We start from the raw sequence: 19588 nt of genomic DNA, 5'->3' as shown, positions 1-19588 counted from the left end.
TCCAATTTATGAGCTATACTTTTAGCACGTATGAAACCCTTGCATTAGCGAGTTTAGTCTTGCTATTGGGCTATTTTTTAGTTAAACGAATTAATGTATTAAAAGCATTTAACATTCCAGAGCCAGTTGTTGGCGGCTTTATCGTTGCCATTGGTCTTTTAATTTGGCATAAAGTCGATGGAACATCCTTTAACTTTGATAAAAATTTGCAAACTACCATGATGTTAGTGTTCTTCACTTCCATTGGTTTAAGCGCAAACTTTTCCCGTTTAATTAAAGGCGGAAAACCGCTTATCATATTTTTATTTGTCGCTGGTTTACTGATTATTTGTCAAAATATTATTGGTATCGCGGGTTCATTAGCATTAGGTATTCATCCCGCATATGGATTATTGGCTGGTTCGGTAACATTAACTGGCGGTCACGGTACGGGAGCTGCTTGGGCTGATACCTTCGTTCATCAATTTAATCTACAAGGTGCAACTGAAATAGCGATGGCTTGTGCAACCTTTGGTTTAGTCTTTGGTGGTATCATCGGTGGCCCTGTTGCACGTTTCTTATTAAATCGTCAAAAACAAGGTGAAAACCCTGAAAATGATGAAGTTGATGATGTTCAAGAAGCCTTTGAACATCCAACTTACAAACGTAAAATTACTTCACGTTCCTTAATTGAAACTATTGCAATGATGTCTATTTGTTTACTTATCGGTCAATATTTAGATGCGCAAACAAAAGGTACAGCACTTCAATTACCAACTTTCGTATGGTGTTTATTTACTGGTGTTATTATCCGCAATATTCTAACGAACATTTTCCGTTTCCAAGTAGCTGAATCAGCTATTGATGTATTAGGTAGCGTAGGTTTATCTATTTTCTTAGCTATCGCTTTAATGTCGTTAAAACTTTGGGAACTTGCAGGTTTAGCTGTCGATGTATTAGTCGTTCTTGCTATTCAAGTTGCATTTATGGCTGCCTTTGCAATCTTCATCACCTATCGTGCAATGGGTAAAGATTATGATGCTGTCGTATTAAGCGCAGGTCACTGTGGTTTCGGTTTGGGGGCAACTCCGACTGCAGTCGCAAATATGCAAGCTGTCACCAGCCGTTTTGGGCCATCACACAAAGCATTTTTAATCGTTCCAATGGTAGGTGCGTTCTTTATCGACCTAATTAACGCAGCATTATTGAAAATCTCATTTGCAGTTGTAAATATGCTCGCGTAAAGTGCGGTTGAAATTGACAATGTTTTAGAGAAATGCCTTTATCTTGAATTGATAAAGGCATTTATTTTAAGGAAGAAAAACAAAAGGAAAAATTATGCACGAATTATCTCTTTGTCAAAATATGCTAGAAATAGTAGAACAACAATGTAAAAGCCACGATATAAAAAAAGTCACGGATCTTTGGCTAGAAATTGGTGCTCTATCTTGTGTAGAACCTGACGCATTAGAATTTTGTTTTGACATAACCTTTCAAGGTACGGCTGCTGAAGGCTGTAAACTTCATCTCATTCCTATTGCAGCACAAGCCTGGTGTTGGCAGTGCCAAAAATTAGTTGAGATACAAGCTCATCATGATTCCTGTCCAAATTGTGGCAGCATACACTTGCAACGACAAAGCGGTGATGAATTACGTATTAAAGAAATTGCCTTTGAATAGACCGCACTTTTTAACATTTCCAATATTCTTACTCATATCATATTTCATTAAGCATAAAAAAGGACAGGCATAAAGCCTGTCCTAATCATGATAAATATTACAATTAAGCCACAAGTGCGGTTTCTTTTAAACGAGATTTGAGCTTAGTATATTCAGTTACAACATAGTGCTCAGCCCAACGTTGATCTTCAATTTTTTCGATACGCACCGCGCTGTATTTATATTCCGGAGTACGAGATCCCGGATTTAAATGTTCAGCGGTGAGTTCGTTACATTTTCCGATCCACCATTGGTAAGTCATATAACACGCACCTTTGTTAGTACGAGAACTTACATCAGCACGAGATATAACTTTACCACGAGATGAAGAAATCCAAACAAGCTCATTATTCTTAATACCTAAAGCTTTCGCATCTTGATCGTTCATTTGAACAAATCCTGGTTCATCAGCCAACGCAGCAAGTGCACGGCAGTTACCCGTCATTGAACGGCAAGAATAGTGACCAACTTCACGCACTGTAGAAAGCACTAATGGATATTCTTCAGAGACTTCTTCCATTGGTGGTTCCCAATCGCAAGCAAAGAATTCCGCTTTACCATTTGGACGGTCGAAGATTTGACCTTCATACAAGTATGTAGTGCCTTGATCTTCGGGGCCTTCATCTGTACATGGCCATTGAATATAACCCAAGCCTTCCATTTTTTCGTAAGTTGCACCTTTATAAATTGGGCAAAGCTCACGCAACTCATCCCAAATTTCTTTGGTGTTGTTGTAATGCATTGGATAACCCAAAGCTTGTGCCATAAGACTAATGATTTCCCAGTCGTCTTTCACATCACCAACAGGATCCACCGCTTTATAGAAACGTTGGAAACCACGGTCAGCCGCACTATAAACACCTTCATGTTCAGCACAAGATGTTGCTGGTAAAATAACATCCGCTTCCGCTGCCGTTTGAGTCATAAAGATATCTTGAACAATAATGAACTCAAGATCTTTAAAGGTTTGTTTCATGGCATTCAAATCAGGTTCAGTTTGTAAAGTATCTTCACCCATAATATAGAATGCTTTGAGTTTACCTTCTGCCACTGCATGTGGCACTTCACTCAATGGTACGCCTGGTTTGGTTGGAATAGACGGCACGCCCCATGCTTTCGCAAATTTAGCGTTGATTTCTGGATCCGCATAGCTTTGATAACCAGGTAAAGTATTATATAAAGCCCCCATGTCACATGCGCCTTGTACGTTGTTTTGACCACGCACAGGGTTTACACCAACATTTGGTTTACCTAAGTTACCAGTAAGCATTGCCAAGCTTGCTAATGCACGTACAGTTTCTACACCTTGACGGAACTGACATACCCCCATACCCCAGAGAATTGTCGCTGTTTCTGCTTTCGCATAAGTGCGGGCAATTTCTCTCAACATTTCAGGCTCAACGCCAGTGATATGTTGAGTTGATTCAGGTGTATAAGCTTTTATAGTTTCATAGAACGCATCGAAATTTTCGGTATGTTCATCAATAAATTTTTGATCTTGTAACCCTTCTTCAAGAATCACGTTCATCATTGCATTCAAAAATGCGACGTTACTACCATTGGCAAGTGGCGCATAAATGTCAGCAATTCGAGCGGTTTCAATTTTACGAGGGTCACAAACAATAACCTTAGCCCCTTTTGCTTTTGCGTGGTTAATACGACGCGCCACAATAGGGTGAGACGTTGAGGCATTATAGCCAAAGATAAATACGCATTTAGTGTCTTCAATCTCAACGATTGAGTTGGACATCGCGCCATTACCCACTGATTTGAGCAGACCTGCTACAGATGGGCCATGTCAGACACGTGCACAACAGTCAATGTTGTTATTGCCTAATACCGCACGAGCAAATTTTTGCATAACGAAATTCACTTCGTTACCTGGTCCACGAGAAGAACCCGTTACCATAATTGACTCGTTGCCATATTTTTCTCTAATTTCTTGTAAACGTTTTGCAGAATAGGAAATAGCCTCTTCCCAGCTCACTGGCGTGAACGGCTCACCACGTTTGTAGCGAATCATCGGTTGAGTTAGGCGAGGAGTGAGGATTTTTGTGTCATGCACGAAATCCCAGCCATAATATCCTTTCAGGCAAAGCTCCCGTTCGTTTGTTTTACCGTTTGCACCTTCAGCACCCACAATTTTGTTGTTTTCAACCAATAGATTGATCTTACAACCTGAAGCGCAATACGGACAGACAGTAATCACTTTTTTAATTGCCATAGTAATGTCCTTATTTTAGATAACCAGAATGAATTACTCATTCCGAGTAGTATAATACGCCTAAATAAAGAACATAGGCTTATAAATTCTGTGGATTTTTTGATATAAAACAGGTTTTAGCTAGTTTTTTTAATACGCTTAAAAAACTCAAAGAAAAATGACCGCACTTTTGATAGTGAGGTCATTAGAAGATGTGTATAAAAATTGGTATGAATAATAAGGCTATAAAAATATCAAATTTTATTTATTTTTCTTATTCAAATGAATCTGTTTTTCAACATAATTTATCATCTGTAACGCAATATCAACCCCGCTTGTTTTTTCAATCATTTCTAAGCCTGGGCTTGCATTTACTTCTAAAACCAATAATCCATTTTTTGAACAAATTAAATCTACTCCAGCCACATCTAAACCGATAGCTTTTGTTGCTAGAATGGCTATCTGTTTCTCGTCATCGCTTAGGATAATTTTTTCGGTTTTTCCGCCACGATGACAATTCGCTCGAAACTCACCATCTTGTCCAATTCTCTGCATTGTTGCCACAACTTGATCACCAATCACAAAACAACGGATATCCGCATTGCCCGCTTCTTCGATAAAATCTTGCTGCAACATAGATATATTGGTTTGCTTAAAAGCTTCCATAATGCTCACCGCACTTTGTGGCTTTTCAGCTAAAATCACCCCAATTCCTTGTGAACCATTTAGCGTTTTTAAAATTGTCGGCGAACTGATATGAGCTATCGTCGCCTGAGCTTGCACTTCACCGCCACTTAAAAGTGAATTGGGAACAGAAACACCAGCCTTCAGCAACAGTTGTAAACTTTTCCACTTATCACGTGCATTTAAAAATGCCTGAGATGAATTTAAACAAAAAATCCCTTTGCCTTCAAAATGCTGTAAGACTGAACATCCCATTTGCGTACTTGTTGTGCCAAATCGAGGCAAAACAGCATCATAATCAGGCAATAAATAAGGTTTCGACTCGGAATTTTCTTGATAAAAAATCTGAAAGTGCGGTGGATTTTGTGAGAGTTTTAAGAAACATCGATTCGGATCTAAAATATCCATCTCATGCCCTTGACGTTTAGCCGCTTCTTTTAAGCGTTGGCAACTGTAAAGACGAGGTTCGCGGCAAAGCATTAGTAATTTCATAATATTTAACTCATTGTCTACGATGTTCCGTATATTACACGAATAAAAACACTTTATGTAGACGATAAAAATCAGGTAGAATTGCCTAGAATTTTTAACTCAAAAAAGGAAATCTTATGTTCGTTGTTATTTTTGGTCGTCCTGGCTGCCCTTACTGTGTGCGTGCAAAAAACCTTGCTGAAAAATTAAAAGGCGAAGTTGCTGATTTTGACTATCGTTATGTGGATATTCATGCAGAAGGCATTACTAAAGAAGATTTATCAAAATCAGTTGGTAAACCAGTAGAAACCGTACCACAAATCTTTATTGATGAAAAACCAATTGGTGGTTGCACTGACTTTGAAGCATTAATGAAAGAACAATTTGGTATCGTTGCTTAATTTTTCTTTTTAATTTATACAAAAAAGCCACTTTCAATTGAAAGTGGCTTTTTTCATAGAAGAATTTTAACCGTTATAACGTTTAAAAATTAATGTTGCATTTGTACCACCAAAACCAAAGCTATTTGACATTACAGTTTGTAATCCTGCATTTTCTTTCGTCTCAGTAACGATATTGCAACCTTCAGCAGCTTCATCTAAGGTTTCGATATTAATACTTGGTGCAATAAAATCATTATCCAACATTAATAATGTGTAAATTGCTTCATGTGCACCTGCCGCACCTAAAGAGTGACCAGTCATCGATTTGGTTGAAGAAATCGCTGGGATCTTGTCACCAAACACATTTTTGATTGCACCTAATTCTTTCACGTCACCTACTGGTGTAGATGTACCGTGTACGTTGATGTAATCAATTGGGGTATCGACAGTTGCCATTGCTTGTTTCATACAACGCTCTGCACCTTCACCACTTGGTGCCACCATATCGTAACCATCAGAAGTTGCGCCATAACCTACGATTTCAGCGTAGATTTTTGCACCACGAGCAAGTGCGTGTTCTAATTCTTCTACAACTACAACTGCGCCACCACCAGCAATCACGAAACCGTCACGGTTTGCATCATAAGCACGAGATGCTTTTTCTGGCGTTTCATTGTATTTAGTTGAAACTGCACCCATTGCATCAAACTCAGTAGCACATTCCCAAGATAATTCTTCTGCACCACCCGCAAAAACGACATCTTGTTTGCCTAATTGAATTAACTCAACCGCATGACCGATACAATGTGCAGAAGTTGCACAAGCAGAGCTGATTGAATAGTTCACTCCACGGATTTTATAAGGTGTTGCTAAACAAGCTGAAACACTCGATGCCATAGTTTTCGTTACCGCATAAGGGCCAATTGCTTTTACACCGCGAGGGCCACGTACCGCATCACACGCCACTAACTGGTTATGTGCAGAACCCGTACCCGCACCAATCACTAAACCAGTACGATCATTAGAAACTTGATCTTCTGTTAAGCCTGAATCTTCAATCGCTTCACGCATAGAAAGATAAGCATAAGCCGCTGCATCACCCATAAAACGGAACACTTTACGATCAATGTGCTCGCTTGGGTTTAATTTGATTGTTCCGGCAACATGGCTACGCATATTCATTTCCACAAATTCAGGCACAACTTCAATACCTGATTTTCCTGCTTTTAATGAAGCCAATACTTCTTCTTTGTTGTTACCGATACTTGAAATAATCCCAAAGCCTGTAATTACAGCTCTTCTCATTGCTTCTTCCTTATTGTTTTATATGTAAAAATAACGGCTCAAAATTACTACGAAATAAAAATATTTCAAGCAATAATTCATTTGTTCGACCAGTTTAGAAAATCGCGTTATTATACGCAAATTTCATTAGGCAAGGAATAAAAAATGGCTTTTAGCGTGCAACATGCTGAGATTCACTTCAATCAAAACCATATTCCCATCTCAGATCAATTCGATGATGTCTATTTTTCTAACGAAAATGGATTGGCAGAAACAAATTATGTTTTTCTACAAGGTAATCAACTTTGGGAACGTTGGATAAAGCACAACGAGGCTAATTTTATCATCACAGAAACAGGATTTGGTACAGGATTAAATTTCTTTGCGGCAACCCAATTATTCCGTGAATTTCGCCAGCAACACGAGAATCATCCTTTAAAACGCCTAAATTTTATTTCCTTTGAAAAATATCCGCTAAAAATTACCGCACTTTCACAAGCGCACCTTGCCTATCCGCAGTTTGCAGATTTAAGCACTCATTTGCAACGTTATTGGCCTTCATTGATTCTAGGTTGTCATCGTATTCATTTTGGAGAGACAACCTTAGATTTATGGTTTGGCGATGTATCAGAAAACTTGCCACAACTTGGCGATTATATGAATGAACGTATTGATGCTTGGTTTTTAGATGGCTTTGCGCCAAGCAAAAATCCTGAAATGTGGAATGATGATCTCTATAACTTAATGTTTCGTTTCACAAAACCCAATGGTTCTTTTGCCACTTTCACCGCAGCAAGTGCGGTTAGAAAAGGACTTGAATCCGCAGGCTTTAATGTGACAAAACGTAAAGGCTTCGGCAAAAAACGGGAATGTTTAAGTGGGCTAAAAATACAATCAAAATCTACCGCACTTTCCACACCTTGGTATCTTGCTCAGCCTGCGAAAATGGAAAAACAAGATGTCGCTATTATCGGCGGTGGTATTGCTTCTCTTTGTGCAGCCATTTCCTTAGTAAAACGCGGGGCAAAAGTCACTATTTATTGTGAAGATGATGCGCTCGCTCTCAATGCCTCAGGCAATAAACAAGGCGCATTTTATCCGCAACTTAGCGATGATAATGCGCTCACCGTTGATTTTTACCTACACGCTTTCAGTTACGGTCGCCAATTACTTGATTGGGCAATCGCACAAAACATAGCGTTTGAACACGAATTTTGTGGCGTGGCACTATGTGCTTACAACGAAAAAAGTGCGGTCAAATTAGCAAAGATTTCTCAGCTTGGTTTGCCGAACGAAATCTTCCAAATGCTGAATGCTGAACAACTTAGTGAAAAAGTGGGATTACCGCTTAATTGCGAAGGCGGTTGGATTGAGCAAGGTGCTTGGCTTGCACCAAGACAATTTGTTCAAAATGCCTTTTCATTTCTTGAAAAGCAAGGTGTAATCATTAAAACCTCACAAAAAATTACCGCACTTTCTCAACAAGAAAAAGGTTGGGAACTAGAAAATACGCAAGACCAAAAATACTGCCATGAAGTCATCATTCTTGCGAACGGATATAAAATTACTGATTTTGTTCAAACAGAAAAGCTACCGCTCTACCCTATCCGCGGGCAAGTCAGCCAAATTCCAACATCAGAAAACTTACTCAAACTGAAATCTGTGCTTTGTTATGATGGCTATCTTACTCCAGCAGATCAATTAAAAACCTCACATTGCATCGGCGCAAGCCATGTTCGAGATAATATTGATCGCCATTTTAGCGAACAAGAACAACAAGAAAATCAACAAAAACTTCAACAAAATATCGTCCAACCTTGGACGCAAGATGTGGATACATCAGGTAATTTAGCGCGTGTAGGAATCCGCTGCTCTGTAAGAGATCTTGCCCCAATGGTGGGAAACGTCCCGAATTTTGAACAGCAACAAGCGGATTATTACAATTTATTCAACCTCCGCCGCCGTAAACAATATATTCAAAGTGCGGCCAATTTTCAGAATCTTTTCTTAATCGCAGCCTTAGGTTCTCGCGGGCTTACCTCCGCTCCACTCTTAGGCGAAACCTTAGCTTCAATCATTTATGGCGAGCCATTACCAATAAGCGAAGCCATATTACATAACCTTTCAGCTAACCGAGCTTGGGCGAGAAAGTGGTTGAAAAGTTCAAAAGTTGAATAAATCCATAAGATTCAGAACCTTACAAAAATAACTTTAACGTGTTAAAATCAAACAAAATTTAAATATAAAAATGAATACAAAAATGCTATGCAATCAATCAATCAATCAATCAATCAATCAATCAATCAATCAATCAATCAATCAATCAATCAAATTGTAGGATTTGTTAAAACTTGCTGCAAGCCTGAGGAAGTATTTCATTTTCTTCATCAGCATTCCATTCCTTTTTCCTCCATTGGAGGAATGACCAATCAAAATGTTCTACTTAATATTTCTGGAGTTAAGTTTGTATTACGGATCCCTAATGCCGTAAATTTGTCACTTATAAATCGAGAATATGAGGCATTCAATAATGCACAGGCATATCGTACTGGTTTGAATGTAGAAACTCCCGTATTAGATGCCAAAAGTGGCGTAAAACTGACTCGTTATTTAGAAAATAGTAAGCCGTTAAGCCAGATACAATTAAACGAGCAAAGTTGTTTGTCTCAAGTTGCGAATAATTTATGTCGTTTACACAACAGTGAATTTGTTTTTCGCAATGTATTTAGCGTATTCGATGAGTTCCGCCAGTATTTTTCATTGCTAGAAAACAAATCCGCTTTTTTTCAAGCAGATCCTAGAATGGATAAACTTTCAGCCGTATTCTGGCAATTTGAAAATATCAATAAAGGCTTAATTTTACGTCCATGTCATAATGATTTAGTCCCTGAAAATATGCTATTGCAAGACGACCGGTTATTTTTTATCGACTGGGAATATTCAGGCTTAAATGATCCGTTATTTGATATAGCGACGATCATTGAGGAAGGTAATTTGTCAATGGAAGCTGCTGATTTTCTATTAGAAACATATTGCAATCAGACAAATAAATATCACAAGACAGAATTTCAAATCGCTCACAAACGATTAAAAATTCATCGTTTTTGCCAAAATGTATTGTGGTTTTTATGGACAAAAGTAAAAGAAGAACACGGCGAGAATTTTGGCGATTATGCGTTAAAACGCTTAGACGCAGCATTTAAACTATTAGAGGAATTGCCATAATGCGTGGCTATCTCTTTGGCATACTATCCGCTGTATTTTGGGCATTATCTGGATTGTTATATAATGAATTGCCATTAAGTGAATATACTGCGTTAGGGAAAGTAATTTCATTGCTTTTTTTAATTGATTTTTGCTCGTTATTAGTTATCGGCATCACATTGTGGAGAAAAAGTGTGGTAGATTTTCAAGGCGTTTTTTGGCAACCAGCGTTATCTGGCATATTAGGCGGACCAATAGGAATGTCTGCCTATTTATTAAGCATTCATTATTTAACGATCTATTATACTGCACCGCTTTCATCTCTCTTTCCTGTTTTCGCTGCGTTAATGTCTTATTGGATTCTAAAAGAAAAAATTAGCAAAACAGCCCAATTCGGATTCGCCTTGGCTATTATTTCTTCTTCGTTGCTTGCTATTGAAGTAGAACAAGAAATAACCTTTAATTCTATCGGTTTTATTTTTTTAATAATTTGTATATTAGGGTGGTCATCTGAAATAGTGATATCCTCCTATACAATGCGTTCTCTCTCTGGACTTCAAGTGTATTTTTTAAGACTATGTGGTTCAACTATTGGTTATTTATTGATTCTATTTATTCTTTCCTTGAAAGATTTCTCACTAGATATACTTAGTTTTAATTATGTACAAATTGCTGGCGTAATAATCTTTGGGGCATTATCTTACGTCTGCTATTACCAAGCGATTTATCTGTTAAAACCAATCAAAGCAATGGCATTAAATATCACATATTCTGTATGGGCAATTGGACTTGGTTATCTGCTCTATAAACAGCCAATTAAGCCCATTACCTTACTACTCACCTTATTATTAAGTGCCGGAGTGATCGTTACACTTTATTACAAAGGGGAACAAAAATGAATGCAATTATTTTGGCTGCAGGCCTAGGCAGTCGTTTTAAAGACATCACACAAACCACTCATAAAGCCCTATTAGATATTCACGGCACACCTAACTTAGAACGAACACTGGCGTTTTTACAACAAGCGAATATTGATAAAATTGTCATTATTACTGGGCATTTGCACGAACAATTCGAGTATCTAAAGAAAAAATATGACTGCACCTTGATTTACAACGAAAAATATCGCGAATATAACAGCATTTATTCCTTCTCTCTAGCTCGAGACTTCTTTAGTGATTGTTATGTTATTGATGCGGATGTTGTGCTTAATCGTAATATTTTTCTAACGAAGCCACCACACAGTACATATTTCACAGTCATCCGTTCTAAAACGTACAATGAATGGCTACCGATTTTAAATAGTAATGGGCAAGTAATACGTATTGAGATTGGATCATTAAACCAGCCTAGCTTGTCAGGGGTATCTTATTGGACAACTCGGGATTGCAATATTATTCTAAATTTGCTCAAAGAATATACAAGTGAAGTGCAATTAAAAAATCCCGCACTTTATTGGGACACCATTCCGATGGAATATATAGATAAATTAAATGTTCATACACAGCAACTTAACCGTGATGATATATTTGAGATGGATAATCTTGATGACTATCACCACATTTTACAAAAATTGACACCAAACAAGGAAAAATAATGAAAAAATTGACACTTAGAGAACAACAACTCGTTTGTCTCGATATCTTAGATTATTTTCACGCTCTATGTGAGAAACACCAAATTCACTATTCTCTTGGTGGTGGAACATTAATCGGTGCTATACGCCATAAAGGCTTTATCCCTTGGGATGATGATATTGATATTTATATGCACCGCGATGAATATCAAAAATTTGTTGATGTTTGGTTTCAAGAAACTCACGAATACTACAATATGAAAACAGCGGAGGATATACTTGCTCAATATACAGGTGAAATGGCAAAAATTTTCGATTGTCGCACTCAAATAACAGATGCTAAGGGAAGAAAAAGCCCAATGTTTATGGATATATTTATCTATGATGGCGTACCGAATGAACCAAAGATCATCTACCCACTGATGAAAAAGCATCGAAGAATTAAACTTCGATTTTCTTCTTGTAAGAAAAGATGGTTAAGATCAAAAGAAAATACTTTGCAAAAAACGATACTTGGTAAATTAAGCCACTTTTTATTTTCCAAAATGCAAAAAAATTTAGCACAATTCCAAATAAAATATCCGATAAAACAATGCGATTATATTGGTCTTGTATTATCTGACTACGGTGGTTGGCAAAAATCTTATATGCCGAAGGAATATTTTAACCATATTATTTATAAAGAATTTGAAGGACGACAATTTCAAGTAATGAATGGATATCACGAACACTTAACGCAATATTACGGCGACTATATGCAACTTCCCCCTGAAGAAGACCAAAAGCCACATCATATTCAAGAAGCGTATATTTTGTAAGCGAAAGGGCAGATTTAATTCTGCCCTTTTCAATTATTACTTAACCATCCCACAATTCAAACAATACAAATATTGACCTTTAGGATCATTAAATTTAGTTAATACATTCAATTCTTTTTGTAATTTTTGAATTGGAGCTGGCAGACCAAGCCATTTAGCTAACTGTTCTTGCGCACCTTTTTTAGTATCGCGCAATAAAGTGCTAATTAAACTAACATTATCATCAGTAAACCATTCCACGCTAAAATCTTGTACGGCAGTATCTTGGCGTTGATTCACTAATTGCTCTGCTTTATTGACCGCTTCATTAAAAGAACCGATCTCATCCACCAAACCATTTTGGAATGCATCACTGCCTAACCAAACCTGACCTTGAGCAAGTTTATCTACTTGTGTTTTAGAAAGCTGGCGACCTTTGCTGACAATTTCTAAAAATCGGTCATAACCATGCTCAATTTCTGTTTGATAAATATCTTGCACGGGTTTTGCTAATGGAGAAAACGCTGATGTATTAGCTAATTCAGTGGTTGAAACACCATCTGAACTCACTCCGATTTTCTTTATGCTATTTTCAAAAGTCGGGAACATCGCGAAAATACCGATAGAGCCTGTAATAGTGTTTTCATCGGCAATAATATAATCTGCAGTGGATGAAATCCAATAACCGCCAGACGCTGCCATTGCGCCCATAGATACGATGACAGGCTTACCGATTTCCTGTAAGTTTTCTGTTTCTTGACGAATAATTTCAGAAGCAAAAGCACTACCGCCTGGTGAATTAACCCGTAAAACAACGGCTTTTACTGAGTTGTCATCGTAAGCTTTACGGAGAATTCGCGCAATAGTATCACCGCCTGAATTTTCATCATCACTTTCTCCATCGATAATCGCTCCCTCCACATTCACAACCGCAATTTTATTCGGTACGTTGTAATGTTCTAAGCGATCAGGCTGTTGAGCTAAATAATCATCAAATTCGATAAGATTCGCTTTTCCATCGCTTCCTTTGCCAAAAAGTGCGGTAAGTTTTTTATCTAAATCCAAACGAGTTACAACATCGGTTACTAATCCACGTTGTTGTGCGTATGCCGTACTATTGCCTTTTAACGCTTTAAGATCCGATAAATATTGTTTCGCATTCGGCAAAACGTTATCTTTCTTAATATTACGATTTTCGCTGACGGATAAAACATAATTATTCCACATTTCGCCTAACCAACGCTGCATATTTGCTTTTGCCTCAGCCGACATATCGTTGCGTAAAAATGGTTCTACTGCTGATTTATAAGTCCCTACGCGGAAAATATGTGGTGTAACGGCTAATTTGTCGAGCATCTCTTTAAAATACAAATTCTCTTGCGATAAACCGTGAATATCCACGCTTCCAATTGAATTTAAATAAATTTCATCCGCAAAACTCGCTAAATAATATTGTCCTTGGGAATAATTATCCGCATAGGCGATCACTGGTTTTCCTGCATTTTTAAACTGGCTGATAGCCCCACCAATAAAATCTAATGCGGGTAAATCCGCCCCTTCAAAATAATTAAGATCGAGCACTAATCCTTTAATTTTAGGATCATCTTCCGCTTGTTGAATAGCAAATACCACATCAAACGTCGAAATTTTTCGAGGAACGTGCTCGCTATTCAATTCGCTTAACGCATCTTGCCAACGAAGTGTTTCATCACGGTTGTCCGCTAGATAGCCATCTAAATTAACTAATAATGCTCCTTCCCCTGTTAATGTTGTAGATTTTTTTCCACCGCTTGAAAAGCTAATTACCGCCACTAGCAATAGTACAAAGCCTAAAAACACGACATTCATCACAAGATCACGAATGAAACAAAGTGCTTTCCAACAAAATTTTAATACTCGAAACATACAAATTACCTTTAAAAAAATTTGCCCTAGCGTATCACAAAGCCTTGCCAAAAACTATGCTATAATCTACCGCACTTTTATTCATAGGGAATAATAAAATGGATGCACTTACACTTTTAACCACAAGAAAATCAAATAAAAAATTAACCACACCTGCACCTAATACAGAACAGCTTGAGCGTATTTTCGAAGCAGCAATGCGTGCGCCAGATCACGGAAAATTACATCCTTATCATTTTATTGTAATGGAAAACGAGAGCTTAAATAAATTAGAAACACTACTTAAAGCTGCGGTTTTAGAATTTGATCTTGGAGAAGAAAAATTGATGAAAGCCGAAAACCTAGCACATCGCGCACCGATGGTTATTGGCGTGGTCTCAAAAATCGATCCAACTATCGCTAAAGTGCCTGAATGGGAACAAATGTTAAGTGCGGGCTGTGCAACTTACGGAATACAACTGGCTGCTCAAGCACAAGGATTTGATAACGTGTGGATTTCAGGAAAATGGGTTGAGGGAAGTGCATTACGAGAAGCTTTCGGATGTCGTGAACAAGATCGTGTGATTGCGTTAGTCATGATTGGCACAAGCATAGAAAAAGCAGAACGTGAATGCCGTGTTATCAATACAAAAGATTTTGTAACCTATTTATAAAATATTTCTTGCTTTCCTCAAGACTTAGAGGAAAGCAAAATATTGCCTACTCTTCTTCCAATTCATCCGCCATCGCTGCCAATATTTCTCGTGTAAGGCTGGCTAATGCACGATAAAAAGGCAAAGTTGCTTGATTTACTACTTGAGTTAAAAACTTCGCTGCACAAGGCAATAAAAAGGTTTCAAAAAATTCTTGCTGAGCCACTAAAGAATCAGAATTATCTTCAAGCCAAGAGGCTGTAAGCAATAACAAAGCAAAATGATCCGCACTTTCCACCTCTGGCATATTGCGTACAAGGCGAAAATTCATAAATTCTTCAACATCAATCTCGTAAGCTGAAATAGCGGTCACTACTTTGCCATTTGTACCAAACAATTTTTGATACTCTTGGTTCAATAAATCGAGATCAATTTTAGCTTGTAAGCTATTCAGCGCTAATTCACTTTCTTTATCAGTATCTAACGCCCAAACTTGACTCAAACCTTTTTGTTGTAACCAAGTAAACGCGCCTGAAAGAACTTCATCGGTAGGAGAACGATAAAAAAGATTACCGAATAATCGACTAATTAATGAAAAATTATTAATTTGTTTTTCAGACATTACGCTTTTTCCTTTAAAAGTGCGATCAATTTTGCTTGAGTTTTTTGAGCAGCAAGGTCAATCATCGCTTTACGAGCCTTATCATCAATTAAATGAATATCTCCAAATAATTCAAACTCAACATTTTCAATGCCACAGTAATTAAACAATCCATTAATTAAACAATGATTGAGAGATTTATCCACACCAAATTCTTTATATTTATCAACATTACTGCCAATAGTAATAAATTGCTGCATTTGCTTATTTTTGAGCAATCCCACTGATTCGCCGTTTTCTGTTTTATAGGCAAAGCCGTGACTTAATACGCGATCTAAATAGCCTTTCAAAATTGACGGAAATCCCATCCACCAAAGGGGATAAACCAACGTAATTAAATCTGCTTGAAGAATAAAATCATGCTCTTGCTGAATATCTTCTGGAATAATACCTTTGTTAGCATTCTGCAATTCTTCATGAGATAAAATTGGATTAAAATTCATTTCATAAAGATCACGAAAAAATACATTTACACCATGTTCTTGACTAATTTGCTCAATACGATTGGCAATCGATCGTCCAAAACTACGCGCTGAATTAGGATGAGCAAAAATAATTAAGTGGTTCATTTTTCTTACCTATTTATAGGGAAATAAAACGTGGCAGAAGTCTATCAAAATAGACCGCACTTTGCATATAAAATCACATAAAAAAAGCGGGCATAGCCCGCTCTCTTATTTGCATCATCATTATGCTGCGTTTTTACGTTCTTCTTCCATACATACTGCCGCAGTAAATAATACGTCAGTTGATGAGTTTAATGCCGTTTCAGTTGAGTCTTGTAAAATACCAATAATGAAACCAACACCGATCATTTGTGCTGCTACATCATCAGAAATACCAAACAAGCTACATGCTAATGGGATTAATAATAATGAACCGCCCGCTACGCCAGATGCACCACAAGCACAAAGCGCGGCAACAATACTTAATAAAAGCGCACTAACGAAAGAAACTTCTAAGCCAAGTGTATGAACTGCAGCTAAAGTTAAGATAGTAATTGTAATCGCTGCACCCGCCATATTAATGTTCGCACCCAATGGAATCGAAACAGAATAAGTTTCTTCATCAAGGTTTAAACGTTTTGCTAATTCGATGTTCACGGGGATATTTGCCGCAGAACTACGTGTGAAGAATGCAGTTACACCACTTTCTCGTACACAAGTCCACACTAATGGATAAGGATTACGACGGATTTTCCAGTAAACCAAAATAGGGTTTACAACAAAAGCAGTAAATAACATCGTACCGATTAATACTGCAAGTAATTGCACATAACCGCCTAATGCGACTAATCCTTTATCAGATAAGGTTTCAGCCACTAAACCGAATACACCAAATGGCGCAAAAGAAATAATCACGTGAACAATTTTTGATACACCTTCTGCGAAATCAGATAATACGTTCTTAGTTGCATCAGATGCATGACGTAACGCCAAACCTAAACCGATAGACCATGCTAATACACCAATAAAGTTTGCTTTGAAAATCGCATTTAATGGATTATCTACCACGTTTAAGATAAGGGTAAATAAAACTTGGCCAACAGCTTGCGGCGCTGAACTTGCATCTTCTTTGGTTGCAAGAACCACTTCTGTTGGGAATACGAAACCAGCAATAACAGCAACAAATGCAGCTAAGAATGTACCTAAAAGGTAAAGCACAATAATTTCTTTCATATTGCTTTTCGTACCAATCTTACGATTTGCAAGCGCAGCCATAACAAGGAAGAAAATCAAAATTGGCGCAACAGCACGCAATGCTTTAACAAAGATGGTACCTAAAACGCCTACTTTTTCCGCAATATTAAAACCTAAAGCACCTTCGAGTGCAGGTCCAACAAGCGCAATAATGATCCCTAGAACTAAACCAGTTGCAATTCTTTTTACTAAATTGCCCTGGAATAACAGACGAAATAAACGAGATGTGTTCATACTTTTATCTTTCTTTTAGTAAATTTAACTTCAGATTGTTACCAATCCACCTACAAGGGAATTAAAGATAGCGTAAATTCTTATCGAAAGAAAATGTTTTTTGTTATTTTTTATCCAATAAGTGAACTTTTTTCTAAATTTATTAGATATTTTCTAAAAACACACTTATAAAAAAATTTTTTATTTAACCTATTGACACCCTGTATGAAATACCAGTAAACTTTAACTGTACAAAAAAACAAGGTGAAAGGTTATTTATCCATATTATTTAACAGGAGATAAGAGAATGAACAACCAAACTTTGACTGCACAATATGAAATGGATTTTTCTTATAATCCACTGCCTTTTTTCAGTGATATGGATGACAGCCTTAAATTCAACAAAAAACTAGACTTAAATCTTTATTGTATCAAACGTCCAAAGCAGACCTGTTTTATTCATGTAACCAATCCAAATATGTTAGCTTGGGGAATTGAAAGTGGAGATATGCTAGTCGTCGAAAAAAATGACGATCTTTATTCAGGTGATCTTGTTGTACTTGAAGAAAATAACGAATTTCATGTCTATGAATTTATGGCTCATAACGGCAATTACCTTTTCATGGCATTGGATTCCACAACACCAAATATAAACACAAAAGATTGGTCGAATTTACCTATTGTCGGCACAGTAACTAACACTATCCATCAAATGAAACGTCGCGATAAAATGAAATGGGCAGCTTAGTTGGAATAGTTAAAGGCAAATAAAAAAGTGCGGTGAAAATCAACCGCACTTCTATCTAGTATCTAGATTATATTTCAATTAATTACTCGTTACTTTACGTCTCGCAATCACTGCATCAGAAAGTTGTTGCAATAATCTTTCAGAATCTTCCCATCCAATGCATGCATCCGTAATACTTTGTCCATAAGTCTGTGCTTTGCCATCAACTAAATCTTGACGACCTTCCACTAAATGGCTTTCCACCATTACGCCAAAGATTTGTTTAGAACCAGATGCAATTTGATGACACACATCTTGGCAAACCTCCATTTGCTTTTTATATTGTTTACTGCTGTTTGCATGGCTAAAATCAACCATAACGTGTGGTATACGCCCTGTTTTTTCAATATCAGCACAAACTTTTTCTACATCTTCAGCACTATAGTTAGGGCCTTTATCTCCACCTCGTAAAATAATATGGCAATCTTCATTCCCTTTTGTAGAAACAATAGCTGAATGACCAAATTTAGTTACAGATAAGAAATAATGAGGGGATTCTGCTGCACCAATTGCATCTAAAGCAACTTTTACTCCGCCATTAGTGGCATTTTTAAACCCAACCGCACAAGATAATCCTGAAGCCAACTCACGATGAACTTGTGATTCGGTTGTACGCGCCCCAATTGCGCCCCAACTCATAAAATCTGCCATATATTGAGGGGTGATCATATCTAAAAATTCACCCGCTGCAGGCACACCAAGATCATTAATGTCTGAAAGTAATTTGCGTGCAATGCGTAAACCATCATTTAAACGATAAGTATCATTTAAATACGGATCGTTAATTAAACCTTTCCAGCCCACAGTTGTACGTGGTTTTTCAAAATACACACGCATAATAATTTCAAGGCTATCTTTATATTTTTCACGTAATGGTTTTAAACGGTTTGCATACTCAATCGCAGCTTTCGGATCATGAATAGAACAAGGACCGATAATCACTAATAAACGATCATCTTTACCATGAATAATATTATGTGCCTCATGACGAGTTTGCTTCACTAATGTCGCAGCATGTTCACTAGCTGGGTATTTTTCTAATAAGGCAATGGGTGGTAACACCTGATCGACTTTTTCAATTCGCGTATCGTCGTTTGCCACGACAATTTCAATTTTCTCTTTAGCCATATATCACTCTCAAACTTTCAAATGTTGTGTTTTAATTATGTAGGTAATCTACACCTATTTTTTGTACTAGTAAACTAGTTCGTCATGTTTTTTAGAATAAAACCTAAGAATTTCCTATTAAACTATCTTTACAACCTGCTTGCAAGATGAATGAAACAAAATATCAAGCCTTTTAACACATACTATTATAACAGTCCTACGGATTTAATTATGTTGAAATGGGGAGATAAAATACTTAAAAACACATTTATTTTTTCCATAC

Annotated in this window: 18 protein-coding genes; 10 read left to right on the top strand and 8 right to left on the bottom strand. The window is 37.2% G+C overall.

Annotated elements, in window-relative coordinates:
- Positions 1 to 8 precede the first annotated feature (8 nt).
- Positions 9 to 1223 carry a sodium/glutamate symporter gene (gltS, locus tag ABW51_RS03255; RefSeq protein WP_053465546.1) on the top strand — a complete coding sequence of 405 codons (1215 nt, stop codon included), beginning with the start codon at positions 9 to 11 and terminating at the stop codon, positions 1221 to 1223.
- A gap of 94 nt (positions 1224 to 1317) precedes the next feature.
- Positions 1318 to 1659, top strand: coding sequence for a hydrogenase maturation nickel metallochaperone HypA (hypA, locus tag ABW51_RS03250; protein ID WP_005633520.1), 342 nt, complete (start codon positions 1318 to 1320; stop codon positions 1657 to 1659).
- Positions 1660 to 1762: 103 nt separating this feature from the next.
- Here hypA and fdhF read toward each other — a convergent pair whose 3' ends face one another.
- Together fdhF and ABW51_RS03235 are read right to left on the bottom strand one after the other, a co-directional pair.
- Positions 1763 to 3916 (bottom strand): formate dehydrogenase subunit alpha, encoded by a 2154-nt coding sequence (fdhF, locus tag ABW51_RS03245; RefSeq protein ID WP_082318376.1) that lies wholly within the window; start codon positions 3914 to 3916, stop codon positions 1763 to 1765.
- A gap of 246 nt (positions 3917 to 4162) precedes the next feature.
- Positions 4163 to 5077: a RimK family alpha-L-glutamate ligase gene (locus ABW51_RS03235; protein WP_053465544.1), complete on the bottom strand. Its 915-nt coding sequence runs from the start codon at positions 5075 to 5077 to the stop codon at positions 4163 to 4165.
- 116 nt (positions 5078 to 5193) lie between these two features.
- Between ABW51_RS03235 and ABW51_RS03230 the strand changes: the two genes are divergently transcribed.
- Entirely contained in the window at positions 5194 to 5457 is a 264-nt protein-coding gene (locus tag ABW51_RS03230; RefSeq protein WP_005628952.1) for a GrxA family glutaredoxin, read from the top strand.
- A gap of 66 nt (positions 5458 to 5523) precedes the next feature.
- Here the strand turns inward: ABW51_RS03230 and fabB are convergent, their stop codons facing one another.
- Entirely contained in the window at positions 5524 to 6744 is a 1221-nt protein-coding gene (fabB, locus tag ABW51_RS03225; protein WP_005633515.1) for a beta-ketoacyl-ACP synthase I, read from the bottom strand.
- Positions 6745 to 6888: 144 nt separating this feature from the next.
- Here fabB and mnmC point away from each other — a divergent pair, with 144 nt between their 5' ends.
- The 5 genes from mnmC (at position 6889) to licD (ending at position 12321) form a co-directional block, all read left to right on the top strand.
- A complete protein-coding gene (gene mnmC, locus ABW51_RS03220) occupies positions 6889 to 8901 on the top strand; it encodes a bifunctional tRNA (5-methylaminomethyl-2-thiouridine)(34)-methyltransferase MnmD/FAD-dependent 5-carboxymethylaminomethyl-2-thiouridine(34) oxidoreductase MnmC (RefSeq protein WP_053465543.1) in 2013 nt (670 codons plus the stop codon).
- An 87-nt stretch (positions 8902 to 8988) separates the two neighbouring features.
- Positions 8989 to 9948 (top strand): phosphorylcholine kinase LicA, encoded by a 960-nt coding sequence (gene licA, locus ABW51_RS03215; protein WP_053465542.1) that lies wholly within the window; start codon positions 8989 to 8991, stop codon positions 9946 to 9948.
- Complete coding sequence (gene licB / locus ABW51_RS03210) at positions 9948 to 10826, top strand: choline transport protein LicB (protein ID WP_053465541.1); 879 nt, start codon at positions 9948 to 9950, stop codon at positions 10824 to 10826. The genes licA and licB overlap by 1 nt, the downstream gene beginning before the upstream one ends.
- Positions 10823 to 11524: an NTP transferase domain-containing protein gene (locus ABW51_RS03205; protein ID WP_053465540.1), complete on the top strand. Its 702-nt coding sequence runs from the start codon at positions 10823 to 10825 to the stop codon at positions 11522 to 11524. The genes licB and ABW51_RS03205 overlap by 4 nt, the downstream gene beginning before the upstream one ends.
- Positions 11524 to 12321 carry a lipopolysaccharide cholinephosphotransferase LicD gene (gene licD / locus ABW51_RS03200; RefSeq protein WP_053465539.1) on the top strand — a complete coding sequence of 266 codons (798 nt, stop codon included), beginning with the start codon at positions 11524 to 11526 and terminating at the stop codon, positions 12319 to 12321. The genes ABW51_RS03205 and licD overlap by 1 nt, the downstream gene beginning before the upstream one ends.
- A gap of 36 nt (positions 12322 to 12357) precedes the next feature.
- Here the strand turns inward: licD and sppA are convergent, their stop codons facing one another.
- Entirely contained in the window at positions 12358 to 14205 is a 1848-nt protein-coding gene (gene sppA / locus ABW51_RS03195; protein ID WP_053465538.1) for a signal peptide peptidase SppA, read from the bottom strand.
- Between the two features lie 98 nt (positions 14206 to 14303).
- On the opposite strand from sppA, the gene ABW51_RS03190 reads away from it, so the two are divergent.
- Positions 14304 to 14858: an NAD(P)H nitroreductase gene (locus ABW51_RS03190; protein ID WP_053465537.1), complete on the top strand. Its 555-nt coding sequence runs from the start codon at positions 14304 to 14306 to the stop codon at positions 14856 to 14858.
- Positions 14859 to 14904: 46 nt separating this feature from the next.
- Here the strand turns inward: ABW51_RS03190 and ABW51_RS03185 are convergent, their stop codons facing one another.
- The 3 genes from ABW51_RS03185 to sstT all read right to left on the bottom strand — a co-directional run bounded on the left by ABW51_RS03185 (position 14905) and on the right by sstT (position 17432).
- Complete coding sequence (locus ABW51_RS03185) at positions 14905 to 15459, bottom strand: TorD/DmsD family molecular chaperone (protein WP_053465536.1); 555 nt, start codon at positions 15457 to 15459, stop codon at positions 14905 to 14907.
- Positions 15459 to 16067 (bottom strand): NAD(P)H-dependent oxidoreductase, encoded by a 609-nt coding sequence (locus ABW51_RS03180; protein ID WP_053465535.1) that lies wholly within the window; start codon positions 16065 to 16067, stop codon positions 15459 to 15461. Before ABW51_RS03180 ends, ABW51_RS03185 begins: the two co-directional genes overlap by 1 nt.
- Before the next feature lie 120 nt (positions 16068 to 16187).
- The gene (sstT, locus tag ABW51_RS03175; protein ID WP_053465534.1) at positions 16188 to 17432 is read right to left on the bottom strand and encodes a serine/threonine transporter SstT; all 1245 of its coding nucleotides are present in this window, start codon (positions 17430 to 17432) and stop codon (positions 16188 to 16190) included.
- 286 nt (positions 17433 to 17718) lie between these two features.
- On the opposite strand from sstT, the gene ABW51_RS03170 reads away from it, so the two are divergent.
- Positions 17719 to 18159, top strand: a complete 441-nt coding sequence (locus ABW51_RS03170; RefSeq protein ID WP_046950104.1) for a LexA family protein — start codon at positions 17719 to 17721, stop codon at positions 18157 to 18159.
- 78 nt (positions 18160 to 18237) lie between these two features.
- On the opposite strand, the gene aroG is transcribed toward ABW51_RS03170, so the two are convergent.
- Positions 18238 to 19326 (bottom strand): 3-deoxy-7-phosphoheptulonate synthase AroG, encoded by a 1089-nt coding sequence (gene aroG, locus ABW51_RS03165; RefSeq protein ID WP_053465533.1) that lies wholly within the window; start codon positions 19324 to 19326, stop codon positions 18238 to 18240.
- Between the last annotated feature and the right edge of the window lie 262 nt (positions 19327 to 19588).

Source organism: Haemophilus sp. C1, assembly GCF_001276515.1.
GTDB lineage: Bacteria > Pseudomonadota > Gammaproteobacteria > Enterobacterales > Pasteurellaceae > Haemophilus.
Note: the sequence above shows the minus strand (reverse complement) of the source record. Positions and strands in the feature narration are given on the sequence as shown.